The sequence below is a fragment of the Mycobacterium sp. VKM Ac-1816D genome (genome assembly GCF_000416385.1).
In the GTDB taxonomy this organism is placed as follows: domain Bacteria; phylum Actinomycetota; class Actinomycetes; order Mycobacteriales; family Mycobacteriaceae; genus Mycobacterium; species Mycobacterium neoaurum_A.
On the sequence record NZ_AOHQ01000131.1, the window covers coordinates 64,949 to 86,122 of the forward strand.

Genomic DNA, 21,174 nt, shown 5'->3' on the forward strand with positions numbered 1-21,174 from the left:
CACGCAGCTACCCCAGTGGCGGTTAGGCTCGTTTGGGTCTTTTTGTGGTCTGCACGCGTGCCTGTTGGGGGGATTGAGAGTGATCGGCCGTTTCGTCGAACCGGGCTCGTGCCGTGCAGGTGGTCATGGCCGCCGCGATTCCGATGACGCCTCGCCGCGTGCGGTGCTGCCATGGACACCGATGCCCGACGAGATCGACAACGGAATCCGCTCGTGACCGGCGGGGGCTATCCGAACGGCTCGCCGGACCCGTTCGGCGGTCCGGCGTCGGGTTCGTTTGGCGGTCCGCCGCCGGGTTCGTTTGGCGGCCCGCCGCCGGGTGCCAGCGGGCAGGGCTATTCGGGGTCGCCCGGGTTTTTCGACGCGCCAGGCAGCGGATTCGGTGCTCCGCCTCCGGGGCCTCGCGGCGAGGTCAACACACTGGCGACGCTGTCGATCGTCTTCGCGGTCGTGTTCGCCCCGGCGGGCGCGGTGCTCGGGCACCTGGCCCTGAATCAGATTCGTCGTCGCAGCCAGCGTGGCCGTGAGCGAGCGATCATCGGCTTGACACTGTCCTACATCGTTTTGGTCGCAGCGGTCATCGCCTTGGTGGTCTGGCTGGTCAGCGGCGACGAGGACTCCGGCGCCACTTCGTCGACGACCATGTCTGCGACGGGCACCACATGGACCACTCCGCCACCGCCGCGCACCACGGTGGTCACCTCGCCGGCCCCGGTCCGGCAGACCGTCGCGGTGGGGGAATTGGCGGTCGGCGACTGTGTCGAGGTCCAGCAGTACGAACGCGTTCCCGGCGACCCCTCCACCACCAACATCAACATCTATCGCACGGCGTGCGAGGTGCGCGACGGGGTGGTTCGCGTCGACGGACTGTTCTCCCAGCGTGGGCAGTGTAAAACCACGCTGGTCATCTCGAATCCGGAGGACACGATCTTCGCCTGCATCTCGGACTTCAAAGGATGACGATGTCGACCATCGGCCATGGACGGGGTGCGCGGTGAGCCATCCCGGCGGCGACCCTTTCGGCGCACCTCAGTCCGGCGACCCGTTCGGTGGTCCGCCGCCGCTGATCAACAGCACCACCGGCTACGGCAGCCCCGGTTACGGTGCGCCCGGCGGATACGGGGCGCCGCCACCGGGCCGCTCGGATATCAACACCCTTGCTGTCTTGTCGCCGATCTTTGGTGTGGTGCTGCCTCCGGTCGGTGTGGTGTTGGGTCATCTGGCTCTGCCACAGATCAGACGCACCGGCGAACGCGGTCGTGGGGCCGCACTGGCAGGGCTGGCGATCGGTTACCTGATGTGCGTGGTGCTGGTCGCCCTGCTGGTGTGGGCACTGGTGTCCGACAGCGAACCCGAAGCTCCGGTGGTCGCGCCGCCCACATCGGTGACCGTGCCGTCCACCCAGGCCGAGTCGGTGGCGCCGTCGGTGGTGACCTCCGTCGCGCCGGCGCCACCGGAACGACGGTTCAAGGTCAACCTCGGGACGGTGCCGATCGGCGCGTGCGTGGAAATTCAGCGACGCAGCACCGAGCGGGAGGATGCGCTCGATCTGTACATGGTGGATTGCCAGAAGCGCCCGGGTGTCTTCACCGTCACCCAACGCGTCGCGACCAGCGCCGATTGCACCACTGGCTATGTCGCCGCGCCCCCGGATCGGAGCCTGGCGGTATGCCTGACTCCCTACTGATGGTCGGCTCGGTACCCGATCGCTCCAGGTGGTCGTGTGGCACCCACTGATCCGTTCGACTTCAGCGATTTCGGTCCCGCCGGCCGCCCGGGTGGACCGGTACCCGGGCCAGGACCGTCCGGACCGTCCAGCAGTGGGCATCCCGGTGGTTTCGACCCGTGGGCCGGACAACCCGCGCCGACCCCGAACCCGCCTGCTTCTGCCACCGACACCTTCGGAAACCCCTCCGGGACGGATACATTCGGTCCGACCCGGATAGCTGATGCTTTCGGTTCGGCGGGCGGCCTCGGTGCGCCGGCGTTGACCACGAGCGGGCCGCCGTTGATCTGGATGGTGGTGGCGCTGCTGTTGGCCGTCTGCGGATGCGCCGTCGCGTCGACCGGAGCGCTGGCCGGCGCCGGGATCGCGACGGCCCTGACCGGTTGGTTGCTGGCGGGTCCGGTCGCCATCGGAGCGGTGGCCGTCTACAACCGCGTCGACACCCGACGGCGCACCGCGTCGATCTACTCCGCGCCCAGGTGGATTTCCAACATCTACTGGGTGGTGCTCGTCGCCTGCCTGGCCGGTATCACCGTGAGTGCCTGGCAGATTGCCATGTGGGCGGGCAGGCTCTGATGCCAGATCATCGAAGAGTACTGATGGGCAACGCCGTCGGCAGGTTCGTGGTGGCCGTGTTGTCTGCCGTGCTGCTGGCCGGACTGGCCTTCGTCGGCGCGGGAATCGCGCGTGCGGTGGACCAGAACGCCGGCGCCAACCGGTTCGGGGCGTGCTTGGCCGCCCAGAAGACCGGAGACCTGCTGCTGTTGTTCGATCAGTCGAGCAGTCTGCAGTCCACCGATCCCGAGGATGCCCGCCTCAAAGCGGCTCGCTATCTGCTGGGCACGCTCGGCACCTACGCCGACCGGGTCGGTGCGGACCTACAGGTTTCGGCAGCGGGTTTCTCCGACACGTACAAGCCCGGTCCGTCCTGGACCCGGTTGACCGAACAGTCGGCCGGCGGCGCGGGTGACCAGATCGCCGATATCGCTCGTACCGACGATGGTATCGACACCGACTATCAGCTGGCGCTGTCCGGAGCCCGCCAGGCGCTGGCCGAGCGCGGTTCGGGCCCGGGCGGAGCACCGCGCTGCCAGGCCATCGCCTGGTTCTCCGACGGCAAGATCGACTACACCGTGCGCTCCGCGTCCAAGCCGTACGCCGACGGTGTCACGTTGAACGACCAGGCCGGTGTGGACGCAACCCGGCAGCAGGCGATCGACTCCATCTGCAGGCCCGGTGGGGTGGCAGATCAGGTCCGGTCGGGCAGCATCATCATGCTGGGAGTCGGCCTGGGAGCGGCCCAGTCGCCTGCCGATTTCGATGTGATGTCGGCGATCAGTACCGGAAACGGGCTCAATGGAATGTCCTGTGGACAGATCACCGAGCCGATCCCCGGCAGCTTCTATTCGGTGTCCAACATCGACGACATGCTCTTCGCGTTCGACGCGCTGAACCCCGATCCCGGCGTCACCAACACCGCTCCGGTGTGCCGGATCCAGGTGTGCCCGGAAGCGCGGCACAACTTCACGCTGGATCGGTCCATCAAATCGGTCAGCATCCTAGGTTCCGGTGGAGTCCCGGGGGTGGTGCCGTATTTGGTGGCCCCGTCCGGGGAAACCCTGGAATTGCCGAAGGTTCCCGGCCCGACGGATGTCACGGTCGCCGGTATACCGGTGCGCTACGAATGGCAATCGGAGTCCGCCCAGACCATCGCGCTGAGCAATGCCGGCGCGCCCGGTTGGTCGGGTCAGTGGGCGATCGTCTACGTCGACACCACCGGTGAGCATCCCGATGCGGTGTCGAAGGTGAGCATTCACATCACCACCGACATCTACCCGGCGCTCGCCGACAAGGACAACCTGGCCTGGCACAGCGGAAGCGTGCTCGACGGCGTGACGTTCGGTCTCGTCGACGGGCAGGGCTCCACCTTGCGCCCGACCGACCTCGCCGGTGCCGCGGTCTTGTCCGCTTCATTGGAACCCGCAGGTGCGCAGTCGATCCCGATCTTGCAGGCGGTTCCCAAGGAGGCCATCGCCACTCCGGTCGACGTCGACCTCACCGCCGTCAGCCCCGGACCGGCGACGCTGAAGCTTTCCCTTGTCGTCACCACCGCACCCGCGCTGGATCCGGCGGGGGTACAGGTGGCACCCGGCACCGAACTGTCGCCGCAGGACGTCGAGGTGCCCATCCAGATCCTGCCCAAGCTGGGTCTGCCGACACCGGGTACCCGGGTCGACTTCGGCACCGGTGAGACGGCGAACGGCGTCACGTCGTCGTTGGACATCACCGGTCCCGGGTGCGCATGGGTGGCCGACTCGGACGCGCCCGAGGTCGTCGCCTCACCCGACGGGATCGGCGCGGTCAGCGTCACTTCCTCGTCGAACTCGGCGCAGACCTGCCTGAAGGTCGCCGATGGCGAGACCGGCACGCTGCAGCTGACCTTGCGCACCGAGGCCAACGGGCAGGGCGGGCTCAACGGCACCCTCCCGTTGCACGTTGCGGCACTGGAGAATCCGGACGACTCGCAGGTCGTAGATGTTCCCTTCACCGCGTCGTTGCTCAAGCCGTTGAACACGACGAACTTCGTGTTGGTACTCATCGCCGCGTTACTTCTCGGTCCGGGGATTCCGCTGGCGCTGCTGTACCTGTCGAAATGGTGGGTCAGCAAGATCCCCGACACCCCACTGCTTGCCGAGCGGATTCAGGTCGAGTTCGACGGTGACACCCTGCGGCGTGATGGCCGGCCGTTCGCGATGGCGGATACCGATCTGGTCAATCCGGTACCCGGTTTGGCCGGCGGGGCGCGGTCATTGTCGGTGCTCGGTGTGAACCTGGTGGCGCAGACCGGACGAAGCCCGTTCGGTATCGGGCGAGTGGTGGTCGAGTCAGGTGGCCTGATCAGCACCGGTTCGGAGCTGCCCGGTACCGACGACAGCGGTCTGCGCGCGGTGTTGCCGCTGGCCGTACACAACAAGTGGGTCGTGCTGCATGACCCGCACGGCCCGGCCAATGCTGCCGAAATTCTGCTGTTGGTGGCAGGCAGCACCGACATCCCGGCGCGGGAACGGATTTTCGACGAGATCGGTCAGCGGGCCGGCGAGCTGCTCAACGGCCTCCGGTTGCGGGCCGTACAGGCCGGTCTGGCACCCGTGCACGATGACCCGGGAGCATCGGCGTCCCCGTTCGGCGGCGGGGGAGAAGCCGTGGCTCCGGCCGCGGACCCCTTCGGCGGCGGCCCGCCGGTCGTGCACGGCGGCTTATCGATTCCCGCATCGGACCCGTTCACGGCGCAGTCGGCCGAACCGCGACAGCCGGCGGAGTCGCCGGTGCCGCAGCGGCCTGTGCATCCCGACGACGCCGTTCGCCCGGTGCCCCCGCCGCCTCCACCGGCCGGACCGCCGGGAGCCGGACCACCGGCCCCGCCACGCTTCGACCCCGATCCGTTCGACCCGTTCGAGTAAGGAAACCGATGAGACGATTCCTGGTGGTGGGCTGCGGTGGATCCGGCGGCGCCACGCTGGCGTTCATGATGGACCAGCTGCGCTCCGAGTTGCACAACGCCGGTATCGACAAGCTGTTGGCCGGTTGGCAGTTCGTCCATATCGACGTGCCGAGTGCGGCCGAATCCGGTCCGGAGGGCCTGGCCAATGTGCCCGCGCAGGGCGGCACGTATATCGGGTGCGGTCCGCAGGGCAGTAGCTACGCCGTGCTGGATGGTGCGCTGTCCCAGCGGCTGACCTCCGAGTCCGCGTTGGACACGGTGGCGACCTGGGCGCCCCGCAATCCCCAGGAGGTATCCATCCCGATCTCGGCGGGTGCCGGCCAGTACCGCGCTATCGGTCGGATGATCACGCTGAGCAAGGCCAACGACATCCACGGCCGGCTGCAGGCCGCCTGGGACACGCTGTTCAAGGTCGAGACCATCGCCGAGATGCAGCGGGTCAGCGTGCCCGGCATGGGGCGCTTCGATCCGAACGAACCGCCCCTGGTGTTGGTGGTCTCGTCGATGGCCGGTGGCGCCGGCGCATCGATGGCGTTGGACGTATGCCGGCTGCTGACGCTCGTCACCGGACTGGACCCGAAGCTCATGGGCGTGTTCATGGTGACCCCGGACATCTTCGACTCGCTGCCGCAGAGCCAGGTCATCGGCGTGCGCGCCAATGCGCTGGCGATGCTCGGCGAGATCGTGGCCAGTCAGGCCGGCGCGGCGCGTGAGCACGATGTGCGGATCTTGCGCGCACTCGGCCAGCACCACGGCGAAGGTGAGCCGATCCCGTTCGCGCGGGTGTTCCCGGTGGGCCGCTACATCGGTGCCGACCGCACCTTGTTCGGTGACGGTTCCCAATTCGGCGTGTACCGCGGGCTCGCGCGCGGGCTGGCGGGGCTAATGATGAGTGGCCGGGCCAGCGATCAGTTCGTGGCCTACGATCTCGGCAACACCGCCTCCCCGCCGGGAGACCGCGACCTGCTCGGGTGGGGCATCTCCGCCTGGGATGTACTGCCCTGGGGCACTTACGGTTTCAGTAGTCTCAGTATGGGTCGCGACCGCTACGGTGAGTACGCCGCGCAGCGCTTGGCCCGCAGCTGTGTGGACAAGCTGCTGACCGGTCACATGCAACCCGGCAATCCGGCGTCCAGTCTCGAACAGCTCGACTCACTGGTATCCAGCCAGTGGCAGGCACATTGCGGGGAACTGGGTCTGCCGTCCGACGCCGGTGACGAACAGAGCCGCGTCGGCGTACTCGGCCCGTGGATCGGCCAGCAGGCATTCCCGGCCGAGGCGATCAACGCGACCGTCAATGGGCTGCTGGAGCGCCAGTTGCGTGGCTACCTACCGAATCCCGCGGGGATGAGTGCCGAGCAGTGGGTACCGATCTTCCGGCAAGCCGTCCAGAACCGGCGGGCAGATCTGCAGCGCGCGACCGCCGAGGCGGCGTATGCGATGGCCTTCCAATGGCACCGCGAGTTCGCCGACAAACTCGAGGCGGTCGTGGGACGTGCCACATCCTCGCTGGGCCTGCCCTACGCGCGCGAGGTGGTCGACCGAATCCGTAGGCACGTCGACGATGTGCTGGCGCCGGCGGTCGGACAGCTCGGTGCGATGGGGCCGCCCGATATCGTGGCGGTCCCGCCGCAGGTCGACGCCGCACTACGGTCGCTACGCGGCGAGATGACCAACGCTGACCAGGTATTGGGCACCGCGCTGGACGGGTTCCGGGCCAACGTGCGCAGGCAGCTCTTCGCCGACGCTGCGGTGCGGCTGTCGCAGGTGATGCAGGTGATGGGCACCGAACTACTCGCGCCGCTGCGAGAGTCGTTGGGGCAGGCCATGATCCTGCTCGAGAAGGCCAAGTCCGACCCGCCGACCGATGTCGGTCTTGCGCGGTTGGCCACCGATCAGTACGCCGCCTGGCCCTCGGATGCCGACGAGCTGGTGCCGCCGCGGTTCGCCGAGGCCAACAACGAGGTGCTGCTCATCAGTTCCGGCGCGTTCAAGGTGCAGTACGAGGCGGACCTGCCGAAGGCTGTCGCGGGTGCCAATGCGATGGTGGCGCTGCGCTCGGCCATCGATGACGCCACCGCCCAGGTGATCGCGGGACGTTGGCAGACCACCGGCGGGGTGTCGGCGCCGGGCGGCCTGATCACGCGGACCGCTTCCTGGGTGACCCGTGCACTGGGCTTGGATCCGGAGAACGGCAGGCCCAGGGTGCCGTCCATGGCTCAGTTCGACATCGGTACCCGCCCCGCGGAATTGCTGGCGCGCGCCCGGTTGTACGTGGGCCGTCCCGGTGAGGCGTTCGAGGAGTTCACCAAGGTGTCGCTGCGCGATTACGTGCAGGGCGTCGGCGCTTCGGAAGCCGAACTGTCGGTGCGCCGACGGGATATCGCCACGAAGTTCGGTGAGGCATTGTCGTTGGCCCGGCCGTTGGCCAGCGTCAACGACCAGGCGTTGCAACGAGTCCATCCGGGCCAGCAGACCGAGTACCGCTACAAGTTCTCCGAGATCCCGTTCGCCGGTCAGCCGGTGGCCGACGAGTTGGCCGAGGTGTTGCGGGCCAACCCGCGAAATGACCAGGCCTCCAAGGACAATTTCAACAGGTCACTGTCCGATGAGGACAGTGTGACGCACATCGACATCTTCGGCTCGTACCCGAACTACTCGCCGTTGGCCTTCGATTCGGTGCTCAAACCGGCCGCGCAACAGTGGGCGCAAACCGCCGGACCGGGCCGCGGCACCTTCTGGCGGTTCCGCCGGTCCCGGCCGCTGTCGGCATCGCTGCCGATGACCGATGACGAACGACGCACCATGACGGCCGGGTGGTTCCTCGGTCAGCTCATCGGTCGCATCCAGATCCCCGCATCACCGTTCGACAAGCCGGTGCGGATCTTCGATGGTGCCGAGAACCGATGGCTGGACTTCCCCAACCCCTTGCTGACGCCCCCGTCGGCCTTCACCGCGTCCTATGACTGGCTGCCCGCGGTGTTGGAGAGCATCTTGCTGGCGATCGCGCAGTCGCACGAGCCGCCGGTGATGACATCGCTACGGCCGTACACGGTGCTGCGCGGACTCTACGACTCCCATACCCAGGACCCGGCCAGCGGCATCGTGGAACTTTCTGCCGCAGAACTGGTGCGGACCTTCCTGCGCTCCGGGGAGACCGCCGCCGGGGTGGCATCGCGCAATCCGAAGATCGCTGCCGCCGGCACCGCCGAGGAGCGGGCCGCCGCCGCTGAGGAATGGTTGACCTCGGTACGCGACGTGGCGACGCAGTACCTGCCGGCCGGGATGCCCGGCGCGGTCGAGGGCGGGGCATTCACCACGGTCGCGACCCGCGCCGCCGCCTCCAAGACACCGATCTTCCGGGACCTGGCACCGGATGTGTACTGGGCGACCAGCGTGCTGATCACCCTGGTGCAGCGTGAGGCCGCAGCCTTGGCCGCCGGCGAGATGGGGGCGGCGCCCGGAGGTTACGACGACGGAAGTTCGGTGGTCATACCGGAGGGCGGGACGTTCTGACGATGGCACATCCCATGGCAAATCCGACGGCCCATCCCGGCACCGCCCGTTCGTTGACCGTGCTGGTGGTGCCTCGGCGACGCGCCGAGGACGTGGTGTCGGTACTGGCCGACTACTCCGCCGTCGGGCTGCTCGCCCCGTTCGTCTGGGTGGATGCCGACGATGCCGGCGGTGCGTCGACGCCGGCGACGATGGTGCGCAACGGTCGTGCTGAACCCGTTGTGCTGCAACAGGTGTTGACAGGTGAACGATACGAGCGGATTCGGGTGACGGTCCTGGTGCCCATCGATGCCCCGGCCGCGGAGCGGGTGTCGCTGAGCGCCGAGCAGGCGGTGGAGCAGGTTGCCCGCAGTTCCTCGATGGGTGCCAAGGTCGGGTTGTTGCGCCTGCTGTTGACGCCCGGGGACGGAACGGTCGTCGCCCCGGATCCCACGGTGATCCTGGAGGGCTGGCACAACCTGTTGGTGGCACCTGAGGATTCCACCGCGCCCGGATTGGGCGCGGTGCCCTGGGGCGGATTGCCCGAGCCGCTGGATGTGGCACGACATGTCGCCCCGGTGGTCGCCGGGGTGACCGGGCTGTGGGCGGGAGTGGGCCAGACGCCGTTCGACAATCTGGAGATCCTGCCCGGGCAGACCGTGCGCGCGGTGCGCGCCTTCTACCGCAGGCTCGACAGCAGCGAGGTCGAGGAGAAGCTGCGCGGCCAACTCTTCGACCCTGCCGGTCGACTGCCCTTGCCTCATGGTGGGCAGATTCCGGTGATGTATGTCTCCGACGTGCCCGCTGCGACCCAGTCGATGGCGCGGGCGCTGTGGACCAAGCACCGTGATGTGCTGCGCGGTCCGCGGGTCGCCACCGCCGATGCCGGGGCGCAGGCGATCTCCATCTGGTCCGCGGTGACGATGTTCCTGCGCTTCATGGGCGCGGCGTTGCGCAGTGCCCCCGGCGCCTGGTGGTCGGCGGTCACCGGGTCGCTCACCTCGGCGGTGGCATCGACGGTGCAGGGCACCGTGTTCGGTGGCCGCGAGTCGGCGTTCGAAGTGGTCACCGGCTCCGAGCTGGCCGATTGGCAGACCCTCGGTCGCAGCGCGGAGAGCCTGAGCAGCCAGATCGGGGCAGGTCAGCCCGGGCAGCTCGCCCATCACGATCTCAGTTCGTTGTGGTCGGACTTCGTCAACGGGGCGTTCACGCTGGCCGATGGTGGCCGCCGCGTCGATGGACTGAACCCCATCCAGGTCGGCTCGGGCATCGGGGTGCTGGCCAATGCCGCCGACGTCGTGCCAGGCCCGGCGGAGAACTTCTCGGCGATCTCCACCTCGCTGGCGGCCGTCGTGCAGCTCGGCACCGTGGAGGGTGCCGATGTGATCGGCGCCGCCACCCTGTCCGAGCGGCTCCGGGGCGCCTACTCGGATCCGGCCGCGGGCGTCGAAGCCCGTACGGCGGGAACCGAACTGGAACGCTGGCAGGCGCACACGTCGCGCAGTTATGCCGCCCAAGTGTCCAACATCCTCGTCGATTTCATGAATCGGGCCCGCGCCGAGGTTGCCCAGCTCAGCGACCAGATCCAACGCGCCGCCACCGCGGTATCGGTGGACGAGCAACTGCGCGCGCGGCAGCAGGCCATCGGCACGATCCTCAAGACGTTGACCTTCGGGACCTTCGGTGTGCTGGTCGTGCTCGTCGCAATGGCCGGTTTCTCGGCCGTGCGATGGAAGTTCGCGCTCATCACCGGCGGCGTCATGCTGGTGCTCTATCTGTTGGTATCGCTTGCCCTGTTCCTGTTCGCCCAGCGCGATCTCTTCGCGGAGATGAATCTTCGCCAGACACAGTTGAATCAACTGCAGACGATGCAGGCCAACCTGCAGGCCGCGCTACAGGACGTCAGCCGTTTGTCCACCGCCTACGGCCAATTGCTCTCGTGGTGCCGGGTGCTCGGCGTGATGTTGCGGGCACCGTTCGGGGCGCCGCCACCGCGCCGGCCGGCGGCCGGCCAGCTCGCCGACGGTGTGCCGCGGTGCACCCAGCTCGGGGTGGCAGACCCCAGCGGTGAGCAGGCCGATGATGCCATCCACGCGATCCAACGTCGGCTCTACGCCCTGGGCTGGCTTACCCAGCCCTGGCAGGAGATGGTCGGTGGCGCGGCGGCCAAACTGCGCGAGGATCCGGACGCGCTGTTCCGGATGCCGGGTATCGGCACCGGGTCCGGTCTGGACCAGTGGTCGGTCGCGGTGGCCGGCGGCCGGGTACGGCCGGCGGGCGGCGAGGCGTTGTGGGCACGGGTGGAGCAGATGTTCGTCGAGGACAGTGCGATCGCGGACATGCTGACGGGAAGCGTGCTGGTTCCCACCCTGAACCGACGGGTGTCGGCGGCCGAATTCGGTGCCGGCATGGTCGATCACCGGCCCGGCGCCGCGGCTCCTTTCGACCCGACCGTGTTCACCCATGCGGCCACCACCGCCGGGCGGACCGCCGTCGCGGTGGATCAACCGGCCCTGGTTCCCGGTGGATTGGGCTACCGGGTGTCGGTGGTGCAGGCCAGCGACGGGTTGCCGCCGTACGATTTCGCGATCTTCGGGATGTCGGTGGAACAACCGTCGGGTATTGCCGCGCCTGTCACCGACACCGACACCGACACCGGTGCGCAGCGGCCGCCCGGCGGGGACATGGTGTTCTGACGATGACGGGTCCCCAGCACGCCGCAGAGGCCGATGATGCCCGGCTGTCGGAGTTGATGGCGTGGCGTCAACAGCTCGTCGACGCCGGCAAGGTGTCGCGGACCAGCCTCAAGGAGGCCCATCTGCGTCAGGTGCTGCGCTTCGGTGGTACCGACGTCGAACAGATCCGGGCGATGCTCCCGGGCTCGGCCGCCGAGCACGCCGAGGAACTGGCGCGACTTCTGGACGGGTTGGGCACTCCTGCTCAGGCCAGTCCGCCCACCACCGGTGGTGAGCGAGGTCGCCATCACGCCGACAGCACGCCCCCGGTTGGAGACGCGGCCGTTTCCGCGCAGGTCGGCGGCCAGGACGAGGCACTGATCCATGCATCCGACTTCGCCGAGTTCACCTTCGGTGACCAGCACCCAGAGCCGCTGACCATCACACCACGGCGCCGACGGGATGCGGCAGGGAAACCTGCTGCGCTGGAGTTGAGTTGGCCGCCCCATCAACCGGAACGCCCCGACACGGTGCTGATCTACCGTCTCGTCAGCGGGGAGGACACCCGCCCGTACTCACCCGACCGGGCTGATCTGTTGACCGTCACCACGGCCACCTCCGGCACCGACGACCGGCCTCCCGTCGGTGCGCTGAGGTACTACCAGGTATGGGTCAACGTCGGTACGACGCGCGCGGATGCCCTTGCGGCCCAGCCGATCAAACACGCCGAGACCGTGCTGGTCAGTCCGGTCCAGGACTTCTCGTTGCGGGAGGACAACGGCCGGGTCATCGGGCAGTGGTCCGTGACGAACTCGGTGCGCGTGGTGTACGTGTCGCGGGTGCCGATCGGCGAGGTCGATCGGGTCGGTTTGCAGCATCGCATTCTCGCCGACCGGGACAACCTGGATGGTTTCGTCGACGCCGAGGCGGCCCGGGGTGAGCGGTTCCGCTATGTCGTGCGCGCGGCCGCACCGGTCGACGGCGTGCTGCGACTGTCGGAGAGCGTCGAGGCCGATGTCGAGATCTCCGCGGTACTGACCGCCGTCGAGGACTTGACGATCGCCAACAATCCCGATGGTGAATCGGTGGACCTGCGCTGGACCGCGCCCCCGGCGGGCAGGGTGGTCATCTATCGGTCGCAGAACGGCCCGCAGGCAGGCGCCGAGGACACCGAGATCCCCGAAGTGGCGCTCGAGCAGGTGGGTTTGACCCCCGAGATGCGGCTCACCCAGCCCAGTGCGCTCATCCCGGACACCGCAGGCCCTTCGGCAGGAGTGATGGCCGGGGTCACCTGGCCGCAGGGATGGAGCCGGGCATATCTGACCCCGGTGACGCTGCTGGCCGGCCGGGCGCTGGTGGGGCGGTCACTGTCCTCGGTGCGCACCGCAGGCATCCGCGATGTCGAATTGGCCGAGTACTGCAACAAGCAGGTTCTGACCTTCGACTGGCCCAATGGCGCGGCCGCGGTGGAAATGCACATCGCGCCCAAGGGGTATGACGCGCGTAACGGGCTGAGCGGACAATCCAAGGAGATCTCCCGGGAGGATTACGACCGCTACGGCGGGATGCAGCTCACCGCAAGAGAATTACCGATCGCCGGCTGCTCGGTGCATCTGTCGCCGGTGGCGTTCTCCGGTGGGCGGCGTGTCACGGGCGCGGTCTGCAGTCTGGAATACGCCGGTCTGCTGCGGTTGCAGTACGCGGTTCGGCTCGGTCACGACCCGGACGGCTGGCCCGCGTACGCACATGTCGCCATGCGCGCCGAAGTCGACGTGCCGGGTTCGCCCGCCTTCGTGCTGGTGCACAATCGGGAGCGAATTCCGCTGTCGGCCAATGACGGTGAGGCCATCGACGCTGCACCACTGGATGCCAACGGGAGGCTTCGGGAGCAGCCGTCGAAAGAGCTGCGCTGGTCGCAGCTGACCACCCACGGGGCCGGGGAGCTGTGGGCGGCGAACCTGCGCGGTCGACGTGGCTGGATCCGGTTGTTCGTCAACACCCACTCGCCGGACCGGTTGCGCACCATCGCGTTGCTCGATCCGCCCGTCGAGACGCTGTACCTGTCGCAGGTGACGCCGTGAATCGATACGGGCAGTTGACCTACACCTGCTTCGACGTCGCCGGTACGGCAGGCGGTTGGCAGGTGAAGCAGACCTCCGGTGACCTGACACCGCAGGAGATCGACGAACTGGTCGCCGGTGTACGCACCGTGTTCCGCGCCGTGGAGCCGCTGCCCACCTACCCGACACCCCAGGACTGTGAACGGGGACCCCGTCGGCTGGCGTACCGCCCGGTGTCCGTCGGCGCGGCCTTCTGGCACACCGTGCCCGCCGGCTCCGATGCCACCGGACGGCCCGGAAACGTGTTCGCCCACGTGCTTCTCGACCGCATCCCCGCCGAGCGCACCGCTGTCCGATCGATTCATGTCCGACCGATTCAACTGTGGCGATCCCCGGATTGGGTTCGCCCCTACGGTGCTCCCGAGGTGGCCCGCGCGATGCTGCCGTCGGATCAGCCGGTGCCCGGCGGCGTGGTCACCGCGGACAGCGCGGTCGATTTCGTGATGGACACCAGCACCTGGCGGCTGGGGACGCTGTGCGGCCTGTTGGACGCCACTGCGGCGGCACTGCAGGGTGGACCGCCGGTGGTGCTGGGTGTGGACTCGCCGGAGAGCGCGGCCCAATGGATCGGTCTGACCAGCTTCCTGATGTCGGCGGGTACCGCAGCGCGACTGAGCTTCTCGACGTTCGATCGCTCCGACGAGGTATCACCCGACGTGCACACCGGGCACCATCTGACCGCCGTGCCCCGCGGCGACCTCGCGTCGCTGCCCCCGCAGGTCGTGATCATCGACGAGGCGTCGATGCTCTCGCTGGGAGAACTCGACGGTGAACCGCACCGCACGGCGTCCGGACAGATCATCGAGGTCACGCCGTGGTCGGCGATGGCGCAGGTGGTGCTGACCGATCCCGCCTCGGCGCGCGTGGTGCTGGCGGACATCGACCGCTACGCCGAGGTGGCCGGTGACCGCGATCTGCACCCGGCGTGGCCGATGGCGATGTCCGTTCTGCACCGAGACGACTTCGCCGACGCGCGTGCCGAGGCCACGATCGTGATCACAGCGCACTGCCCGTCCGAGATGCCGAGTGGATCGCCGTTGGGGCAGCGGATCTCGGATGCGATGGCCGAGCTGGTGGGGTTCACCACCGAGGAGGCCTGGCGGGCTGTCGAGCGGGTCAACGACGGGCAGGCAGCCGATTATGCCGATGCGATCTACCTCGAACGTGCGATCGCCGACCACGCCTGGCTGCGGCAGCAGACGCCGGTACCGGTGAGCCCGCGCCGCTACGACGACCGCGACCTGCCGGACGCTGTCGCCTCGGCGATCGGCGCGGCGGTGGGTGCGGGCGGCGAGTCGGATCCAGAGGTGCTCATCCGACTGGCGGATCTCTTGCTGCGGTCCGGGGTCGATGACGACGTTGCGGCACAGGTGATATCCCAACCGGTCGTGCACAAAGCGCTCACCGATCCGGGCAGGGGCCCGGAAGTGGCCCGACGAGTCGGACATCGGGTCGGCCACGAGGTCAGGCTCGCGCTTGCGGCGCGAATACTGGCCGAGGCGACCGTCACCGCAGACCGGCGGACGCTGCCGGATATCGAAGTACTTGCTTGGCTGGCAGAGGGTGTGGGTGTGCCGGACCCCCGCGCGGTGGCCACCGCGAAACCCTGGGATTCGGTCTGGACGCGGACTGCCGTCCGTGGCGCCTGTGCCGAAAGCCAGGGTGCGCATGACGATGCCGATCGGTTCGCGCATCTGTGGTGGTGCAAGCTAAGGCAGGCAACGCTTTTCGACGAGGTGGCCGGTGATGCGATCTGGCATCCGACGGATCTGCTCATCGCGTCGCATGGTGCACCGCTGAGCGCGCGGGCCGCGCTACCGACTCTGCTGGGTGCCCCGGATTCATCGGGGATGTCCGAACTGGCTGCGTCGGTGATGGATACCAGCCCCGACCCGGTGGCCGTCGCATGTGCGGCACTGCGCGGTATCGAGACCGCCGAGTGGGTTCAGGACGGTCTTTTGCACGAGCGGCAGGGCGTCTACAGCCGATCATGGGAAGAGGCGATGACGGACGTCGGCCTGGGCGGGGTACACCCGGATGCCGGTGTGCGCGTCCTCACCCTTTCCTTGCTGGCCGACATCAGACGCATCCCTTTTCCGTTGCAAGCGAATACGATTGCGGCCGACGCGCGCACCGCCGATGCAGCGGTCTGGCAGATTCTGGAGTTGGTTGACCGCGCGGTGGTCGATCCGGCCGCGGTGCTCGCGGCGGCACTGCTGCCCGTTGCCACCGACGAGGATTCAGCCGATGCCGCGAGCGTTGGGGTGAGCGTACTCGTCGCGCGTGTGGCCGATCAGCTGGTCGCCGGGCGGCGATTCTCCGAAGAGGATGTCGATGCCACGGTGTCGTTGATGACCCGGATGGCCGGACTCGGCGCCGATCAGACGCCGCGTCGATATCGGAAGATGGTGCACAAGTTGCTTGCCCAGGGACGACCAGGACAAATATCGCAGGTTGAGCGGATCAGGGGAGGTCACTGATGCCGATCTACGTAGTCGGAGCCAGTAACCAGCGGGTGCGTATTCCGGCCGATGCCCTGGCGGTGTCGATCACCGGTGCGGTGTCGAGCGCGGAACTGGATGTGCGCGCCGGAGCCGAGCAGCCGGTGGTGCGCAGCAGCGCCCACCACGCCGTTCTGCCACGTCTCACCGGACCGGTGCACATCGCGGTGCGTCCGCTCGGCGGTGAACGCTTCGACGCGGGCAGCGTCATCCATCTGGCCATCGCGCATGAGAACTCCGGGGATGTCGATCCGGTCCAGGTGCTCTTCGACCCGGTCGATGTCAGCGGTGATTCCGGTGTCGTGTTCGCCGTGCTGACACCATCGGGCAACACGATCGAGGTCGGCGTCAGTGCCGTGGCCGACACCCCGTTGAGTCCGTTGGGCGCGGCTGCACGCAGTTCGGCACGCAAGGTCATCGGCCGGGCGCCCGCTCAACAGGACGGTGCGTTGATCGTCGCCCTGGATACCTCGGCGTCGATGAGCTCATGGTTCGCCGACGGCAGCGTCGCCGCAGCCACCGATGTCATCGTGGGGGTGGCGGCCGCGGTCGGATGCAACGACGTGTCGGTGGTGCTGGCGGGTTCGCAGATCACCGCGGTCAGCGCGGCCGCGGAGGGTGCGGCGGGGCTGGCGAACACCGTTGCTGCCCTGGCGCCGCGCTGGACGGCGGGCGTGCGCTGGTCCCAGCTGTCGCCGGACGGACGCACGGTGGTCTGCACCGATACTGCCAGTGTGGCCGTGCAACAACAATTTCCGATCTTTCTGCTGTCCGATGACCCACGGCTGGACGGCACCACCGCGCGGCTGTCGTCGCCCCCGCAGGGGCAGGGCCCGGCGGCCGCGCTACTCGCTCACCCGCACACTCTCGACCAGATCACCACTCAGTTGGTGCGCGCGCTGACATGAACAAGTGCCCGCGTTGCTTCGCCGTCGTCGATCCGAACAACTACGTGTGGACCCTGAGCCCCAGGGTGGGCGGTCAGCGATTCTACGATGATGCCGGCACCGCGTTCTCGGGCACGCACACCGAGATCGGGCCGCTGTTCGCCTGGCAGCGGCCACCGGGCTACAACGGCCCCGCGGCATCGGCCGCGGAGGCCGAACACACCCTCAAGGGGCCCGTCGTCGAAATCTGCCCCCTGTGCCACTTCGAACTGCCGCCCAACTGGCGGTCCGGGCACGCGGTCTGCATCGCGATGGCGGGTGCCCGCGCCACCGGGAAGAGCCTCTACATCGCGGTGTTGGTCAAACAGCTGCAACTGCTCCTGGAGCGACTCGGCTACTCGATGGATCCGGCGACCCGAGCCACCGCGCACGCGTATGCGAGCACCTATGAGAAGCCACTGTTCGAACAGCGTGGACTGATCCCGCCCACACCTGCGGTCCTCACCCAATCCTCCGCCCAGCGTGAGCCGTTGGTGTTCTCGATAGGCGCCTGGGGCGGTGTTCAGCGCTATCTGGTGTTGCGCGACGTGGCCGGTGAGGACATGGAATCCGGCGATCTACACGCGCCACCATTCCACTTCTTCGGCAGGGCGGACGCCGTGTTCTTCATGTTCGATCCCCTGCGGGTCACCGCGATTCGAGATCAGTTGCAGGATCTGTTGCCACAAGGCGTCAGCGGTGGTGATCCACGCGGGGTGCTGAACAACCTCTCGATGGCCATCGGGCAGGGCCAGCCCAAGCTCGCGGTGATCCTGTCGAAGTTCGACGCCTTGCGGGTGCTGCGCAATGTCGAGGGCTCCGAATGGAGCATGATCATGTCGAATTCGGGTGCGGCGTACCTGCGTGACACCTCCGACGACCCGGTCTACAACGAACTCGACGGCAGGCTCCTGCACGAAGAGGTGCGAAGCCTGCTGATCAGGCTGAATGCCGGTGCGCTGGTGGCGGCCGTGGAGAACCCCTCCAACCAACGACAGCTGGAGCGACGGTATTTCGTGGTGTCGGCGCTCGGGCAACCGCCCAGCGGCCAGCGGTTACATGCGCGCGGTATTGCGCCCTTCCGTTGCGCGGATCCGGTGCGATGGGTCACGTCGAGCTTCGGAATCTTGTGAGCGTCGGTCGGCGACGGACAGAGCGGATGGGGGAACAGAGTTGACACAGGGGGGATTCGGTGGCGACCCGTTCGGCGGGGCGCCGTTCGGTGATCCGTTCGCCGCGCCGGTGGCGACGCCGCCGGCCGGTAGAGATCCGTATGCGTCGCCGCCCCATGGCGGTGGCACCAACCCGCTGGCGGTGCTGTCGGTGGTCTTCGCCTTCGTCTTCGCGCCCGTCGGCGCGATCCTCGGCCACCTGGGCCTCGCTCAGATCGGGCGCACTGCGCAGCGCGGCCGCGCACTGGCAATGGTCGGACTGGTGCTCTCCTATGTCGTGATCGTCTGCGCGACTGCGGGTCTGGTCCTGTGGATGGTCCGCGGCGGCACGCCCCAGACGCAGGTGGCGTCGAGCGATCCCACCCCCGCGCTGCCGGTTCCCGCGGCAGCGCCACTACCGCCCGCGGGTCCGCGGGTGGATCGCGCGTTGCTCCCCGAGATCCTGATACCGCTGCCGGAACTGCAGACGCTGGTCGCGGACCCCGATCTGACGCTGTGGTTCTCCACCGATGCGCTGGTCGAACCGCGGCCCGAGATCGGCACGTACACGGACATGTCATGTATCGGATCGCACCTGCGCGGTACAGCTGAGGGCTATCGAGGGAATGAGCCGGCCGCGTATGTCGGCACGGATATCGGGAACCAGGTGTTAGGTAGCCCGAAACTGGCTCAGGTGGTGCGGCAGGGGGCGGCGCTCTATGGGGATGCGGCAGCCGCGCAGAAGGCGTTCGGCGACTATCTGGCGCTCTGGCGCCGATGCGTCGGACAAACGACCACCTGGATCCGATCGGATGTACCGCCGTGGACCTTCACCTACGGCGAGCCCACGGTATTGGGCCCCGACCTCATCATGGTGCGGTCTATCCCGCCGGCTGACGCGAGGTTCATCGATCTCGTCCACATCGTTGCGGTCAGGGCGAATGTCCTGGTGGACAACACCTTCACGGGCCGCCAGTTGGGTGATACGCCCAACCGCGTCACCGATACGATGCTCGAGCGTGTCGCGGCCAGAGAGTCGGGGTAGCCGTGACACAGGGATACCCCGGCAACCCATTCGACGCTCCGACCGGGGGCGACCCGTTCGGCGGCGGACCCGTGACGGCGCCGCCGCCACCGTCACCTGGCCCGGTGCCCGACCGCGGCGAGGTCAACACCCTGGCGACCCTGTCGATGGTCTTTGCGTTCGTGTTCGCGCCGGCCGGGGCGATCCTCGGCCACCTGGGATTGGCACAGGTCGCCCGCACCGGGCAGCGCGGGCGGGAGCGGGCACTGTCCGGGATCACGCTCTCGTATGTCGTCATGACCACCGTCATCGTCGGATTGGTGGTGTGGGCAGCCGGCGGAAACGAGTCGCCGACCCCGGCCTTCGCCGCTGACCCGTCGACCACATCGGTTGCGGCACCGCCACCGCGCACGACGGATGTGCCCGCACCGACGCCGAAGCCCCGACCCACCCTCGAACCGACAGCGCTACAGGGGATTCTGCTCAACGTCGACGATCTGCGCGCGCTGCTGACCCGGCCTGCCCTTGCGCCGATCTGGACGACGAGCGGGTTGGGCCTGCAACCCGACCGCGGAGGCTTCGAGGACACGTCATGCGCGGGATCGCATTTCAAGGGCACGCCGATGGCCTATGGCGGGCATGTCCCGCTGCAGTTCACCGGAACCGATATCGGTGACCGGTCGACGGGGCTGCTGATCGGGCAGGGTGCGGCCGTGTTTCCCGATGCCGCGGCCGCGCAACAGGCCTTCACCGCCTATGTCGGGTATCTGCGCGGATGTGCCGGCAAGTCGACGATGACGATACCCACGACTCCCACCGCAGACGGCCTCTCCCTCACCTATGGAATGCCGGTGGAGATCGGCAATGACATGGTGAAAGTGGACACCAAGGTCGAGGGGGGAACTCCCGGTGGAGAGTTCAGCCACTACCTCGCCGTGAAGAACAACGTGGTGGTGGACAGCATCTTCATCGGGTTGGGTCTCGCCGACACCCCGACGCGGGTGATGCAGGCCATGCTCGACCGAGTCCCGAATTGAGAGGGTGAATCGCGATGTCCCAGGACGGTTTCGGCCACAACCCATTCGACGCGCCCGTGGACCAACCGACGGGTCCGGCGTCCGCCGGAGCGCCCCCGCCGGTCGTGGTGCGCCCGATCTCGGCAGAGGTGAACACCCTGGCCACCCTGTCGGTCATCTTCGCATTCGTCTTCGCCCCTGCCGGTGCCATCCTGGGCCACCTCGGTCTGGCGCAGGTCGGCCGTACCGGCCAGCGAGGCCGGGAGCGAGCACTGATCGGCATCACCCTGTCCTATCTCGTGATCCTGGCCGTGGTGGTCGGGCTGGTCGTCTGGGCTGCCGGCGGAAACGACGCCTCGACCCCGACCGCTGCGCCGCCGGCGTCGACATCGAACCCGTCGGTGTCCCCGTCCGCGCCGTCATCCACGGCCCCACCGGCACCGGTGGTCGATGCCGCGAAGCTCCCTGAAATCCTCGTTCCGCTGCTGGATCTTCGCACCCTCATGGGTGATCCGGGCCTGACCCCCTATGCCACCTCCGACAAGGTCGAGATGCCGTCCAACAACGGTGAACCGATCGGAACGTTCGACGACGACTCCTGTTTCCCGTCCTTCGTCGCAGGCACCCCCGGCGCCTATGAGGGCACCGAATGGCGCAATTTCTACGGGTCTGATTCGGTGAACAGCCAGATCGGATTCCAGGTGGGTCAGGCGGTGGCGCGGTTCGATGACAACCAAGCGGCCCGTCGAGCGCTCGACGCCTACCTGGCGAAATGGCGCGGGTGCGTCGGCAAGACCATGAAATGGACACTGCCGAACGGGTTCGTCACCGAGCTGACCTTCGGCGAGGTCAAGGACATGGGCAACGGGATCTGGACGCAGTCCAATTCGATGTCGCCGATGGTGATACCCATCAGCTATGAACGGGTGTTGGCGGTCAAGGAGAACGTGTTGGTGGACAACACCATCTCCGGCCCGAACGCCGGGGACAGACCGATGAAACTCGTGCGCGCGATGCTGGATCGGATCACGCCGTGAT

The 21,174-nt window shown here is 67.9% G+C and carries 13 protein-coding genes and 1 pseudogene; all 14 read left to right on the forward strand.

The genetic code is table 11. The features are described from left to right. Nucleotides 1-79 precede the first annotated feature (79 nt). Nucleotides 80-217, forward strand: coding sequence for a hypothetical protein (locus G154_RS26780; protein ID WP_019513899.1), 138 nt, complete (start codon nucleotides 80-82; stop codon nucleotides 215-217). Nucleotides 218-411: 194 nt separating this feature from the next. After that, nucleotides 412-588: pseudogene (locus G154_RS27380) on the forward strand (DUF4190 domain-containing protein); the annotation flags it as partial. 406 nt (nucleotides 589-994) lie between these two features. Then, nucleotides 995-1,687: a DUF4190 domain-containing protein gene (locus G154_RS26390; protein ID WP_019513901.1), complete on the forward strand. Its 693-nt coding sequence runs from the start codon at nucleotides 995-997 to the stop codon at nucleotides 1,685-1,687. Nucleotides 1,688-1,723: 36 nt separating this feature from the next. Then, nucleotides 1,724-2,302: a hypothetical protein gene (locus tag G154_RS25510; protein WP_023985295.1), complete on the forward strand. Its 579-nt coding sequence runs from the start codon at nucleotides 1,724-1,726 to the stop codon at nucleotides 2,300-2,302. A 23-nt stretch (nucleotides 2,303-2,325) separates the two neighbouring features. Continuing rightward, the gene (locus tag G154_RS10175) at nucleotides 2,326-5,187 is read left to right on the forward strand and encodes a hypothetical protein (protein ID WP_019513902.1); all 2,862 of its coding nucleotides are present in this window, start codon (nucleotides 2,326-2,328) and stop codon (nucleotides 5,185-5,187) included. Between the two features lie 8 nt (nucleotides 5,188-5,195). Further along, nucleotides 5,196-8,744: a tubulin-like doman-containing protein gene (locus G154_RS10180; RefSeq protein WP_019513903.1), complete on the forward strand. Its 3,549-nt coding sequence runs from the start codon at nucleotides 5,196-5,198 to the stop codon at nucleotides 8,742-8,744. 14 nt (nucleotides 8,745-8,758) lie between these two features. Next, nucleotides 8,759-11,419, forward strand: a complete 2,661-nt coding sequence (locus G154_RS10185) for a hypothetical protein (RefSeq protein WP_023985297.1) — start codon at nucleotides 8,759-8,761, stop codon at nucleotides 11,417-11,419. Nucleotides 11,420-11,421: 2 nt separating this feature from the next. Further along, a complete protein-coding gene (locus G154_RS10190) occupies nucleotides 11,422-13,479 on the forward strand; it encodes a hypothetical protein (protein ID WP_019513905.1) in 2,058 nt (685 codons plus the stop codon). Beyond that, on the forward strand, nucleotides 13,476-15,998 hold the full coding sequence (locus G154_RS10195) for a hypothetical protein (RefSeq protein ID WP_019513906.1): 2,523 nt from the start codon (nucleotides 13,476-13,478) through the stop codon (nucleotides 15,996-15,998). Before G154_RS10190 ends, G154_RS10195 begins: the two co-directional genes overlap by 4 nt. Beyond that, nucleotides 15,998-16,927: a hypothetical protein gene (locus G154_RS10200; protein WP_023985298.1), complete on the forward strand. Its 930-nt coding sequence runs from the start codon at nucleotides 15,998-16,000 to the stop codon at nucleotides 16,925-16,927. The genes G154_RS10195 and G154_RS10200 overlap by 1 nt, the downstream gene beginning before the upstream one ends. Continuing rightward, nucleotides 16,924-18,078 (forward strand): hypothetical protein, encoded by a 1,155-nt coding sequence (locus G154_RS10205; RefSeq protein WP_019513908.1) that lies wholly within the window; start codon nucleotides 16,924-16,926, stop codon nucleotides 18,076-18,078. The genes G154_RS10200 and G154_RS10205 overlap by 4 nt, the downstream gene beginning before the upstream one ends. Nucleotides 18,079-18,118: 40 nt before the next feature. After that, nucleotides 18,119-19,141, forward strand: coding sequence for a sensor domain-containing protein (locus G154_RS26785; protein ID WP_019513909.1), 1,023 nt, complete (start codon nucleotides 18,119-18,121; stop codon nucleotides 19,139-19,141). A 2-nt stretch (nucleotides 19,142-19,143) separates the two neighbouring features. Continuing rightward, entirely contained in the window at nucleotides 19,144-20,157 is a 1,014-nt protein-coding gene (locus G154_RS25515) for a sensor domain-containing protein (RefSeq protein ID WP_051154377.1), read from the forward strand. 14 nt (nucleotides 20,158-20,171) lie between these two features. Beyond that, entirely contained in the window at nucleotides 20,172-21,173 is a 1,002-nt protein-coding gene (locus tag G154_RS10220; protein ID WP_019513911.1) for a sensor domain-containing protein, read from the forward strand. The last annotated feature ends 1 nt before the right edge of the window (nucleotide 21,174 follow it).